Origin of the sequence: Acinetobacter gerneri DSM 14967 = CIP 107464 = MTCC 9824 (assembly GCF_000368565.1) — a bacterium.
Classification (GTDB): Bacteria; Pseudomonadota; Gammaproteobacteria; order Pseudomonadales; family Moraxellaceae; genus Acinetobacter; species Acinetobacter gerneri.
In genome coordinates, this window is record NZ_KB849545.1 from 234,465 (window position 1) to 247,082 (window position 12,618).

Genomic DNA, 12,618 nt, shown 5'->3' on the forward strand with positions numbered 1-12,618 from the left:
ATGCGATTGACTTTATAATTTGAAACACTGAAGATCATCTCAAAAGATCATTTACGATTAGATTTACATGATAGTCCGGGAACCCAACGATACCATTAAACTGCTGTTTTCATGGCGCGGCACAATTTTACCTAAAGTTTTACCACCACTCGGTGTGGTTATGCTGATCTCAGCCATTGTCGGCGGGATAGAATATGCCGATATTTATCGTTTTCCCGAACTGCCTTTGGTTGGTTTCACCCTAATTGGGGTTGTGCTTTCGATATTTTTAGGCTTTAAAAATGGTGCATGTTATGACCGTTGGTGGGAAGCACGTAAGCTTTGGGGAAGTCTCATTGCAACTGCACGACACTATGATCGGGACTGCCGAATTTTACCGCAAGGTCGTCGTGAACGTGTGATCCAACATGTGATTGTATTTGCCAATGTTTTAAGAGATCGTTTAAGACATCAAACAGCAAATCCTATCGCATTGATTGAAACCAGTGGTATGAGCCAACAAGCGCTGACCCAACTTTATCAACATACCAATGCCCCGCAATACACCTTGAGTTTGATTCAATGGGAATTGATGCAAGCCCTTAAAGAAGGTGAAATTTCCGATATTATTTATACACAAATGAATAAATACGTCGTTGATTTGAGTATGGTGCAAACTGGCTGTGACCGTATTGCAACCACGCCCTTACCCTTTGCATATTCAGTTTTGCTCAATCGTACTGTTTATTTCTTCTGTTTTATGTTGCCGTTTAGCTTAGGTTCACTTTTGGGTCTAGCAACACCTTTACTCGTTGGGATTTTGGCTTATACCTTTTTAGGTTTAGATGCCCTAAGTTCAGAAATTGAAGAACCTTTTGGTACACAAAGCAATGACTTGCCTTTGGATGCAATGGTACGAACCATTGAAATTGAGTTACTCAGTACTTTGGGTAAACCAACGCCTCCACCGATTCAAGCGCATGACCACAATTTGCTATAACTTATTTTTAAATAAAATTTATAGCATAAAAATGATTCAAACATTTTTATGCTATTCAACAATAAAAAATCCACTGAAAAATGACAGTGGATTTTTTATTTAAAGCCTAATTTTCAATATCTCAAGCTGCATAAGCACGTTGTAAAAGCCGTTCAACATCCACTGATTTTGTATCTAACATTCCCACTACACGCCCATGAAATGCTGTATAACGCGTGTGAATAAATGCATCGGATACATAACTTGGCGCATATTGTTTCAATAAAATGGCTTGAGCTAAAATCACCAAACGACTCACCAAGCTACGCGCCATAAATTGCAAATCATCCGCACTCGATGCTGAAAATAACTTAAATAACTGCTGCAATTCATTTTGTAAAATTGGCTCGAGTGCAGCGACTTCTGCAAAGGATTGGAACAGCACTTCAATAGATTCTCTATCTCGTGAAATCGCACGTAAAACATCTAAACACATGACATTTCCAGAACCTTCCCAAATGGTATTGACAGGTGCTTCTTTAAAAATTCGTGCCAGAATGCCTGTTTCGACATAACCATTGCCACCAAATACTTCCATCATTTCCCCAGAGAGTTCGACTGTTCTTTTACAAATCCAGAATTTAGCTGCAGGTGTCATGATGCGTTTCCAAGCCACGGACAATGCATCATCCTGTTCATAACAATGCGCCAAATAAAAGGAGAGTTGTGTCGCGGCTTCTGACTCCAAAGCCAAATCACTGAGTACTGCCCGCATCAAAGGTTGTTCTGCCAAATTTTTACCGAAGGCTTTTCGTTGCCGAGTATAGGCAATACATTGCACTAAAGCTTGACGCAACATCGCACTCGAACCAACCGAACAAGTCAAACGCGTATAGTTCGCCATTTCAATAATCGTTGGAATCCCTCGCCCCGGTTCACCAATCATGATGCCCCACGCATTTTGAAACTCAACCTCAGAGCTTGAGTTACTTCGATTGCCGACTTTATCTTTTAAACGTTGCACATTCACGGCGTTTTTACTGCCATCTTGCAAAAATCTAGGCACAAAAAAACAAGCCAAACTCTCTTGTTCAGTTTTAGCCACCACCAAATGCGCATCACACATTGGCGCTGAAAAAAACCATTTATGCCCAGTGATCAAATATGCCTGCCCTCGGCCACTTTTCTCAACGGGCACAGCAAAAGTTTCATTGGCTCGGACATCTGATCCCCCTTGCTTTTCAGTCATTCCCATACCTAACCAAATCGACTTTTTCTGGGAAATCGGTAGATCACGCTCATCGTATTCACAAGAAAGGAGTTTTTCTCCTAATTGTTCCCACAAATGAGCTTCCCGCTGAATCAAAGGAATACTGCCTAAAGTCATCGCATTTGGACATAGGTTTCCACATTCAACCTGTCCGCTCAGATAAAAGCGTGCCGCCCAATCGACCCATTTTGATGGGCTCTTTGCTTCGATAAAAGGATGTGCATGTACTGCATATTGGCGGTTGAGTCCCATCCATTTGTGCCAAGCAGGATGAAATTCTAAATAATCAATGCGACGACCACGCGCGTCAAAACTATGTAGCTCTGGGGTATGTCGATTGGCGAGTTCTGCATATTCATAATATTGTTTAGATCCAATTCGCTCTCCAAAATCACGCAATTTTTGCTGGTCTTGGCTACCATATCTATTCAATATTTCATCTAATATTTGATCGCTTTCAAAAACATTATAATCTTGTAATTCATCGACTTGATTTGAGATCTGATGGGTTTGCCATGCATTCATTTTGATTTCCCAAGCTGTTGTTTTTTCCATTTCAGACCAGTATAAATGAATGTCTAGACCTTGATGTTCGGTTTTATATGAAGCAGCCAACCATACAAGTACGGCGTAAACCCCAGCAATCACGGGCAAAAATGACTCAAGATGCCCTGATTGATACTTTTGTTCGGCTTTTAAATGAAAAACCAGCCAATGCCATCACGATTCGGGAAATGACCGATATAGCAGGGATTGGGCTGGGTACTTTTTATGAATATTTTAGTAAAAAAGACGATCTCATCGCACTGATGATCCATCAACATGTCAAAAATAATGCTGAAACACTGAAAACTTATGCACAAAGCCAAACACAGTTATCCACAAAATTGAGTTGTCAGGACTATTTGGCTCAAGTGATCCATTTCCAGATCCTACAAGTTGAAGCACAACAACACTTATGGGCACAAACATTTTTATTGGAAAGGCAAATTTCAAGCATTGAAATTTATCAGAAAAGTTATGTGATGATGATTCAAATGTGGCAGAGTATTTTAGAGCCATATATTGACAATGAAACTGCGTTACAACGTCTAAGTTTGAATGTACAACGTATTTGCTACGGTTTTATCTCTCAGACTTTATTGATAGAACCTGAGTTTGCAGAATGGGAGGTTTTAGAAGAGGATATTTTGCTCGCATTAAAAGGTCTGCATTTATAATTACTTTTTAGCAGGCTTTCTTGTATGAGCAAAATAGAGCGATATACATCCCAAAATAAAAGGTACTAAAACAAATTTATAATCATCAAAGTGGTCAAAAACGCGTAAAGGATTATTACACCCTAGACTTGATCCCGTAGAAGACATGCACCCCATCCCACTCAAAAAAAGCCATATAAAAATAGCGATTAAAATTAGAATCGAACCTATGATTGTAAATAATATTTTCATCATCTCTAATCTGTAATTTAGGGTTTATTCACTTTGCAAAATAAGCATATCCTTGTTATTGCCTCACACTTGCTCTACTACGGTGACATAGCTTTTGCAAAACATAAATATCTAATGATATAAATATAAATTGCTAAATAAAAAATATTTCAAAATTTTATTAAAATTATATTATTTATATCTATAATAATATTATCACTTTATAAGCTAAAAATGTATTTATGACAAATAATTTAACAGAAAGTAAAATCATGGAAGTTCTGAACTGGTCGTATGAAAAAGCAGTCAATGGTGTTGCTGGACTCGATTCTGCTTACGATCTAGCTAGTGATTATATGAAAACCAATGACAATCTCTATAATCAAACAAATGCATTAATCAGATGGCAAAATACCAAAGCAGGAACCTCTGGATTTTTAACTGGATTAGGTGGAATTATTACTCTGCCAGTAGCTATTCCTGCAAATATCGCCAGTGTCATGTTTGTTCAAATTCGTATGATTGCTGCGATCGCTCATATGGGTGGGCATAATTTAAATGATGATCGAGTGAAATCGATTATATTTATTTGTTTAACAGGAAATGCTGCGAAAGATATCTTAAAAGATGTAGGTATTGTTGTAGGAAAAAAACTTGCTGAAAATGCAATTAAAAATATTAGTGGGAAAACAATCTATGCGATAAATAAAAAAGTTGGTTTTCGCCTATTAACTAAATTTGGTGAAAAAGGTGCAATTAATTTGGGCAAGGCTATTCCTCTATTTGGTGGAATCGTAGGTGCAACGTTTGATTCTGTCACAACGAATACTGTTGGAAATATTGCTAGGGACACATTCATCGTAAAAAAATAGTATCTATCAATAAAAAACCGCCCTTAGGCGGTTTTTTATATTTTAAATCAATTATTTCACATCAAAGCGATCGGCATTCATCACTTTATTCCACGCTGCAACAAAGTCATGTACAAATTTTTCTTTGTTGTCATCTTGCGCATATACTTCTGCATAAGAACGTAAAATTGAATTTGAACCAAAAACCAAATCCACACGTGTTGCAGTCCATTTCACTTGACCTGTTACACGATCGACGATGTTATACGAGTTTTTACCAGTCGGTTTCCATGTATTCGCCATGTCAGTCAAATTGACAAAGAAGTCATTGCTCAACACGCCTACTCGATCGGTAAACACACCATCTTTTGAATCAGCATAGTTAGCGCCAAGTACACGCATACCGCCAACCAACACCACCATTTCTGGTGCAGTTAAGCCCATCAATTGAGTGCGATCTAACAACATTTCTTCAGGTTGTACTGAATAATCTGCCTGTACGTAGTTGCGATAGCCATCATGTTTCGGCTCAAGATCTTCAAAAGAATAAACATCAGTTTGTTCTTGAGTTGCATCACCGCGTCCAGGTGTAAATGGAATACGTACATTCACACCAGCATCTTGTGCTGCTTTTTCAACGGCTGCTGTACCACCCAACACGATCAAATCAGCAATACTAACTTTTTTCACCAGCGTTGCTTGAATCTCTTCGAGTTTAGCTAAAACTGTTGCTAAACGTGCAGGCTCATTGCCTTCCCAATCTTTTTGTGGAGCAAGGCGAATACGCGCACCATTTGCACCTCCACGAAAGTCTGAACCACGATAAGTACGTGCACTATCCCATGCTGTAGTGATTAAGTCTGCAGAACTTAAACCGCTATTGAGCAATTTAACTTTTAGGCTAGCAATTTCAACATCAGATAAAGTGTAATCTACTGTTGGGATTGGATCTTGCCAGATCAAATCTTCTGCTGGAACATCAGCACCTAAATAACGTGATTTTGGACCTAAATCACGGTGAGTTAATTTAAACCATGCACGTGCAAAGACTTCTGCCAATTGATCAGGATTTTGATAGAAACGTTCAGCAATTTTACGGTATTCAGGGTCCACCTTAATGGCCATATCCGCATCTGTCATCATTGGATTACGACGTACATTTGGATTGTGGGCATCAACAGGTTTATCTTCTTCTTTGATGTTAATCGGTTCCCATTGTTTAGCTCCTGCTGGGCTTGTGGTTTTTTCCCATTCATAAGTAAACAATAAGTATAAATATTCGTTATCCCATTTGGTTGGGTGAGTTGTCCATGCACCTTCTAGACCACTGACCATGGTGTTGGGACCATTGCCTGTACCTTCTGGGTTATGCCAACCTAAGCCTTGGAATTCTACATCCGCACCTTCAACATCTTTACCGAGTTTTGCGGCATCGCCATTACCATGACATTTACCAACAGTATGTCCACCAATCGTCAATGCGACAGTTTCTTCATCGTCCATCGCCATACGGTCAAAGGTTACACGCATATCTTGTGCGGTACGTAGCGGATCTTGGACGCCATCGACCCCTTCTGGGTTGACATAGATGAGCCCCATCTGAACTGCTGCAAGTGGATTTTCCAGTGACTTACGATCTTGGTCATTTTCATAACGGTTTTTAGTTGCATCTAACCATTTGTTTTCTGAACCCCAATAAATATCTTTTTCAGGATGCCAAATATCTAGACGACCACCACCAAAACCAAACGTTTTCAGCCCTGCAACTTCATAAGACACTGTACCAGCCAAGACGATCAAATCGCCCCATGAGATTTTGTTGCCGTATTTTTTCTTGATTGGCCAAAGTAGGCGACGACCTTTATCGGTATTAACGTTATCAGGCCAACTGTTCAATGGCGCAAAACGTTGGTTACCTGTATTTGCGCCACCACGACCATCTTGCTTACGGTATGAACCTGCCAAATGCCAAGCAGTACGAACAAACATACCAATATAGCTACCATAATCTGATGGCCACCATTCTTGGCTACTATTGATCAATTCGCGGAGGTCTTGTTTGATGGCTTCAAGATCCAATGATTTAAATGCTTTGGCATAATCAAAGTCTGGATCCATAGGATTTGTTTTGTGGTCATGCTGAGAAAGAATGTCCAAATTTAGTGCATTTGGCCACCAATCATTTGAGCTGGCTACAGAAGTATTAGCACCCTCTTGATGAAATGGGCAACCTGAAGCTTGCTTATTGTTATCCATAAATTATTCTCCAAAAATCAAGTAATTTTTCACTTAAAATAGAACCGTTAATTCTTTACCTACTCTTCCAAAATAGCTGTTTTTGATGACAATCTAAAGCGGATTTAACAAATAGACATAATCGAATTAGCCAATCCAAATAAAAAATACGATCGTATTTACAACAAAATAGATTTATTCTTTTCAATTGTTATTGATAATTTAAAAACTTATCGACACATCCTTGTTTTATTGTCTACAAAATCGGATACATTTCACACTTTTCATGTATTTTCAATTTACAATTTCATAACAGGTTTCAATGATTTTGAGCCTTATTTTCCATCAAATAAAAAAAAATAGATGTAGTAATTTCAAATAACTACATCTATCCCATGTGTTTTATTTCACAGCCGATCTATTTCCATCAGCAATCAGTTTTGCTGATCAAAATAATCTTAAACAATCAAGCGTCGCCCTTCTCGCACGCAATAAAATGGGTTGAGTAATTTTGACTGTTTTTTCATGGTCAAGGTCAAATCATGCTCAGGTTGTTCTCGTGCCTCGTCCGTCAACTGGAAAGTCCGATAATGGATCGCCAATGAGCGTTTTGCATTGAGATCCAAGTGTGCTTGAAAAGCGTCCTGTGGATTCATGTGCATATAACGCATCAATTTTCTTGGCTCATAGGCTCCTATCGGTAACAATGCCACGCGTGGTGCACCTAAGCGTTGATGAATTTCTTTGAAATGTGAGGCATAGCCTGTATCCCCTGCAAAGAAACAATGCCCATGCTCAGAAATAATCGAAAATCCGCCCCAAAGCGCATAGTTTTGATCACGTAAACCACGTCCCGATCCATGCTGTGCTGGGGTATAAACCAGTTTTAGGTCATGTAACAATGCTGACTGCCACCAGTCCATTTCAATAACACGAAATTCTTTAGGCAAATAATAAGCATTGCCCAGTCCTGTATAGATCGGCATTTTAAATTTGTTGTGCAACCATCTTAAGCTTGCGATATCCATATGATCATAATGGTTATGACTTAATAAGACCGCATGGATTTCTGGCAAATCTTCGAGTGCTATGCCTGCAGGGCAAACGCGTTTCGGTCCTCGCCCTTGTTTCGGACTCACATGTTCTGCCCAAACAGGATCAGTCAAAAAGTTGTACGGTCCAATTTGCAACAATACCGTTGCATGCCCAACGAACCACACTTGCCAATCATTTTTATCAGCTTGAGGTCGATTTTGTGGCAACGCTTTTTTGACTGCAAAAAAGTCAGCATATTCTTTTTGCTTATCGACTTTCCAAGTATATGACTTGCGAAATAACAGCCATTTAAACAAATCATTACGACTTCTACCCTCTGGTTTTGGGGTCAAATTGGTAAAGCGTAAACCATTATGATTCGGGGTATGTGGCGTTATTTTAGGAGGTTTAGACCAAACATGGGACATACACTCTTCAGTCGGAATTTGAAAATGCAAAGTCTGATCTGGCAAAGGAAGTTGTTTTTCCTTTGCTTCGACCTGTTCAGTTTCTGCTGAGCTTTGTAGCTCTTGTTCATCGCGCATTTCTTTCGACATTACTACTCTAAACGTCCTTTCATTTTTTCTTGCCACACCTTTTGTGTTTGGGGCTTGATAAATAACGCCACAATCTCAGGATGGATTTGTTTAATTTTGGCTTCGATACGATTCACACAAGCCTCGATATCATCTGAAGTCAAATTGTCTTTAAACTCTAAACTCAATGACGCAATCACTTGATGTGCACCCATTTGTTCAGTCAAAACGCCATTTGCCGATTGCACAGCAAAATCATCTTGAGCGACCTGCAAAACATTATGTCTTAATTTAGGGTCTGCTGTTTCACCAAGTAATAATCCTTTAGTCTCTCTGGCTAATAAAAATGCAGATATTGCCAAAACAATCCCGATGAGGATAGATGCCACCCCATCCAAAATCGGCATGTGTAACATTTGTGCTAAGAAAATGCCGATCAATGCGATCAGCAAACCAATCAATGCGGCTGAATCTTCAAATAAAACAGTAAATGTAGTTGGATCTTTGCTGCGGCGAAATGCTTCAAAGTAGCCCAAACGCCCTTTGGTTTTCTTAAATGTTTTCAATGCCACAAACCATGAAGTTCCTTCACAAAGCATAGCAATGATCAAAACAATATAATTAACCATAGGCGAAGACATTTCTTCAGGCTGGCGAATATGTTGAATGCCCTGATAAATCGACACAATTGCACCTAAAGCAAAGACCAATAAGGCAACGATAAATGCCCAAAAATACAGTTCACGCCCATAGCCAAATGGATGCTTTGCATTTGCAGGTTGTTGTGATTTTTTTAAGCCGTGTAAAAGTAAGACTTCATTTAAAGTATCCACCACCGAGTGGATTGCTTCACTGAGCATTGCTGAACTGTTGGTTATATAAGCTGCAACAAACTTAACCAATGCAATCATCAGATTGCCTGCAAGTGCAGCATAGACAACCAGTTTGTTTGAATCCGCCATTCAATTTTGGTCCTGATATTTTATGATCAAAAACGTTCATTTATTTTTAATTTTGATCTCGTTCATTTTAACCAATCCGCCTTGCTCAGTTTTTTATTTTTTGTATGTTGATTGCATGTAGTTGTATAAATACTCGCCATTTAAAGCTTTTTATTTTTCATGGATTTTTATTTCTTTTAAATCAATGTTCCACATGAAACATTTAATAAATAAAAAGAGAGCATGTCGCTCTCTTTTTATTTTACTTTGATTTAAGTAAAAAAATTAAGCAATTTTTCGTAAATCTTGTGTCATATCTAAGTGTTTTTCTGCTTCAAAAGCAGTGTTTTTACTGATCATTTTTTTCAAATGGCGCATGTCTTTTGCTGCATTGACAGTAATACCTGCAACGATTTGATCATCATTGACACCAAACATCACAAATGAAGAATCTGCGCCTTGATCTACATCCATTTCACCACGGATATGCCAAGTTTGTGCAGCCATATCACCTACAAATTGGAAGTTGATATTCAATTGATCTGTCCAGAACCATGCTGGATTTGCTTTTGGATGTTCAACGCCCATGACATGTCGTGCAAAAATACCTGCTTGTAAGTTGGCATTTTCCCAAGTTTCGACACGGCGATAGACGCCATCGGCACGAAGCTGTGTTGCCACATCGCCTGCAGCATAAATATCGGCATTCGAGGTCTGGCAGTTTTCATTTACTTTTACCGCAAAATCCACATCTAAACTGGCTTCGATTGCAAGTTCAGCATTTGGAATAATGCCGATTCCATAAACCACAGCATCGGCAAATAACTGTTCACCATTTTCTAAAGTGATCAGTACTTCTTCACCGCGAAGTTCTGCATTTGCAACTTTTGTAGATAAGCGTACATCAATACCTTTGGCACGATGTTGTTCAAGTAAAAATTCACTTAATACTGTAGGTGAACAACGCCCCATCACCATTGGACCTTGTTCAATCACGGTCACTGAACAATCTTTAAAACGTGCTGATGACGCAAGCTCCAAACCAATCACACCACCACCAATCATGATGATGCGTTTCCCTGCTTGCAATACTGGAACAAGGGCTTGTGAATCTTCTAGATTACGTAAGGTATAAATATGTTTGCCCAAAGCATCCAAGTATGGCAAACGACGTGCAGCACCACCAGTTGCAAGTAACAACTTGTCGTAACTCAATCGCTCACCATTTGCCAATACGATGCTGTGATCTTCAGCATGGATTTTTTGCACAGCATTGCCACGAATCACATCAACATTGAGTTGTTGCAACTTTTCTGCTGATAAAATTTCAACTTTTGTGCTTTCTGGTTTTAGGATCACATCTTTGGATAATGGCGGACGCTCATAAGGCAGATGCGCTTCATCACCAACCAAGATGATTTTGCCTTCGTATTTGTTGGCACGAAGTTCTAAAATCGCGCTGGCACCTGCTTGACCAGCGCCAACGATAATGATGGTTTGAGCGCTCATATTTGATTCCTTAATCTTTCAATTCGGCAGATACAATGCCAAAACCCGCGATCCATTCACTAATCGCTTGATAGCAATGAATGGTCATGTCGTATTCACCTAACTCTGAAAATGCAGCAAATGCCGCCATCCAAGCACGTACTTCCTGACCACCACGACCACCTTCTTTGCGAATATCATCTTCGGTCATGGCTTCTAATGCTGCAAAATCAGCACGTTGAAATTTATCGAGTAAAGCCAAATCCCATTCAGGATTTAAAGGGACGGATACAGATTTGTCTCCAGCCGCTAAACGTTGACCGACTGAGATAATTTTTGCTTGGCGATTGGCACGAGATTCAGCTGTTGGATTGCGTCCACAAATCAAAAACTCTTCGACTTCTGGAGGTACTGAACCCATTTGTGGTGTCGGTGGATCATGTGACAATCCGCCTGTTCCCAAGACTAAAACGCGTTCATTTTCGAGGTTTAATGATTTGATAAATTGTCCAACTGCACGGCCCAAAGCAATGGTACGTTTAGTCGTTGGCATTGGAGCTGCCGCACCATTCACAAAAATAGGAATGGTCGGATAACGGTTTAATTGACCATTGCACAAAAAATGTAAAGGTTGAGTCACACCATGATCGGCTTGCATCCGATATGAATACGAAACATCCACACCTTCATCAAGCACTTTACGTACCAATGCGATCGCACGTGTTTCAGGAACTTGGATTTCACCGGGACCATAATCCCAATCCCCTGCCGCAGTTGCACGGATACCCACGCAAAAACTTGGCATAAGATCGTAAAAGAAACCATTAAAATGATCGGGACCAAATGAAATAATCAAGGTTGGATCATAGTCCTGAACTTGCTGAGCCAATTTTGCAAAAGTTTCACGCACTTTTAATTCTTGAGAATGGTCTTGCGGCGAAGCAAATTCCATTAAAGGGCTATGTGAAGCACAAATAAGTTTTACGGTCATGTTTGACTCCGAAACAAAGGCAGTGAGTCCTGCCTTATTAGTCCTTTACTTGAGAGATATTAGAGTCTTACTCGTCAAAAAATCCTGCACGAGGTTGACGTAAACCACGAATCCCGAGTCCACATTCAGCATTGATGAGTACACCTGTGAGTGGACGGTTATTTTGACGAGAAGCAAGCAATACATAAGAACCTGTCATATCTTCAGGCTCAGGTAAGAAGTTTAGAGGCATTCCCCTAGCGATTTTCTCAGGATCACGAGCATCGAGCAGACCAAGCTTTTCTTGACCCAATGATGCTGCACCTTTGATATTGACATTCATACCTGATGGAGCAACCGCATTCACTCGTACTTTAGGCGCAAGTTCATAGGCTAATTCTTTCATTACACCGACTCCTGCATGCTTAGATGCAGTGTAGATCGGGCCTCCGCCTGCTGAGTACAGTGCCGAATTAGACAAAGTAAATATGATAGAACCGTTAGAATCTATCAATGCATCCAATGCAGCTTTCGCACCTAAAATGAGTGATTTGGTATTGATTCCCATAATCTCATCAAAGGCTTTGTCCAGTTGCTCACCCGACATATTGACGATATCCGCATAATGGTCCCAGATTCCCGCATTACCAACGAAACAATCGAGTTTTCCAAAGCGTTCAACTGTGGCATTGACTGCACGAACATTGTCAGCAAAGTTTGCAACATCACCCGCAACAGTAACAATTTTGTCCCCGAAACGTTTGTTCAATGCATCGACTTTTTCTTGTGAGCGTTGCAATACGCCGACATGTGCGCCTTCTTCTAAAAAGCGCTCGACCAAAGCCAAACCCAGACCAGAACCACCACCTGTGATCAGTGCGACTTCACCTTCAAGCCATCCCAT

At 39.9% G+C, this 12,618-nt stretch carries 10 protein-coding genes; 3 read left to right on the top strand and 7 right to left on the bottom strand.

Annotation, left to right across the window (positions count from 1 at the left end):
* Positions 1–67 precede the first annotated feature (67 nt).
* Positions 68–979, top strand: a complete 912-nt coding sequence (locus F960_RS16160) for a bestrophin family protein (RefSeq protein ID WP_004867559.1) — start codon at positions 68–70, stop codon at positions 977–979.
* Positions 980–1,100: 121 nt separating this feature from the next.
* Here the strand turns inward: F960_RS16160 and F960_RS16165 are convergent, their stop codons facing one another.
* Positions 1,101–2,753: an acyl-CoA dehydrogenase family protein gene (locus tag F960_RS16165; RefSeq protein WP_035373488.1), complete on the bottom strand. Its 1,653-nt coding sequence runs from the start codon at positions 2,751–2,753 to the stop codon at positions 1,101–1,103.
* Positions 2,754–2,830: 77 nt separating this feature from the next.
* Between F960_RS16165 and F960_RS16170 the strand changes: the two genes are divergently transcribed.
* Positions 2,831–3,448: a TetR/AcrR family transcriptional regulator gene (locus F960_RS16170; RefSeq protein ID WP_035373470.1), complete on the top strand. Its 618-nt coding sequence runs from the start codon at positions 2,831–2,833 to the stop codon at positions 3,446–3,448.
* Positions 3,449–3,900: 452 nt separating this feature from the next.
* Complete coding sequence (locus F960_RS16175) at positions 3,901–4,530, top strand: EcsC family protein (protein ID WP_004867567.1); 630 nt, start codon at positions 3,901–3,903, stop codon at positions 4,528–4,530.
* Positions 4,531–4,581: 51 nt separating this feature from the next.
* On the opposite strand, the gene katG is transcribed toward F960_RS16175, so the two are convergent.
* The 6 genes from katG to hcaB form a co-directional block, all read right to left on the bottom strand.
* Complete coding sequence (gene katG / locus F960_RS16180; protein WP_004867569.1) at positions 4,582–6,765, bottom strand: catalase/peroxidase HPI; 2,184 nt, start codon at positions 6,763–6,765, stop codon at positions 4,582–4,584.
* A 437-nt stretch (positions 6,766–7,202) separates the two neighbouring features.
* Complete coding sequence (locus F960_RS16185) at positions 7,203–8,207, bottom strand: MBL fold metallo-hydrolase (RefSeq protein ID WP_042072617.1); 1,005 nt, start codon at positions 8,205–8,207, stop codon at positions 7,203–7,205.
* Between the two features lie 131 nt (positions 8,208–8,338).
* Positions 8,339–9,277, bottom strand: coding sequence for a cation diffusion facilitator family transporter (locus F960_RS16190; protein WP_004867573.1), 939 nt, complete (start codon positions 9,275–9,277; stop codon positions 8,339–8,341).
* 264 nt (positions 9,278–9,541) lie between these two features.
* Positions 9,542–10,765 (bottom strand): 3-phenylpropionate/cinnamic acid dioxygenase ferredoxin--NAD(+) reductase subunit, encoded by a 1,224-nt coding sequence (gene hcaD / locus F960_RS16195; protein ID WP_004867575.1) that lies wholly within the window; start codon positions 10,763–10,765, stop codon positions 9,542–9,544.
* Between the two features lie 10 nt (positions 10,766–10,775).
* Positions 10,776–11,735 (bottom strand): 3-carboxyethylcatechol 2,3-dioxygenase, encoded by a 960-nt coding sequence (locus F960_RS16200; protein WP_004867578.1) that lies wholly within the window; start codon positions 11,733–11,735, stop codon positions 10,776–10,778.
* Positions 11,736–11,802: 67 nt separating this feature from the next.
* The gene (gene hcaB / locus F960_RS16205; RefSeq protein WP_004867580.1) at positions 11,803–12,618 is read right to left on the bottom strand and encodes a 3-phenylpropionate-dihydrodiol/cinnamic acid-dihydrodiol dehydrogenase; all 816 of its coding nucleotides are present in this window, start codon (positions 12,616–12,618) and stop codon (positions 11,803–11,805) included.

Coding starts and splice junctions, on each gene's coding strand:
- F960_RS16170 (WP_035373470.1), top strand. CDS start 2,831: ATGAAGCAGCCAACCATACAAGTACGGCGTAAACCCCAGCAATCACGG.
- hcaD (WP_004867575.1), bottom strand. CDS start 10,765: ATGAGCGCTCAAACCATCATTATCGTTGGCGCTGGTCAAGCAGGTGCC.
- F960_RS16190 (WP_004867573.1), bottom strand. CDS start 9,277: ATGGCGGATTCAAACAAACTGGTTGTCTATGCTGCACTTGCAGGCAAT.
- F960_RS16185 (WP_042072617.1), bottom strand. CDS start 8,207: ATGTCCCATGTTTGGTCTAAACCTCCTAAAATAACGCCACATACCCCG.
- katG (WP_004867569.1), bottom strand. CDS start 6,765: ATGGATAACAATAAGCAAGCTTCAGGTTGCCCATTTCATCAAGAGGGT.
- F960_RS16165 (WP_035373488.1), bottom strand. CDS start 2,753: ATGAATGCATGGCAAACCCATCAGATCTCAAATCAAGTCGATGAATTA.
- F960_RS16175 (WP_004867567.1), top strand. CDS start 3,901: ATGACAAATAATTTAACAGAAAGTAAAATCATGGAAGTTCTGAACTGG.
- hcaB (WP_004867580.1), bottom strand. CDS start 12,618: ATGGGATGGCTTGAAGGTGAAGTCGCACTGATCACAGGTGGTGGTTCT.
- F960_RS16200 (WP_004867578.1), bottom strand. CDS start 11,735: ATGACCGTAAAACTTATTTGTGCTTCACATAGCCCTTTAATGGAATTT.
- F960_RS16160 (WP_004867559.1), top strand. CDS start 68: ATGATAGTCCGGGAACCCAACGATACCATTAAACTGCTGTTTTCATGG.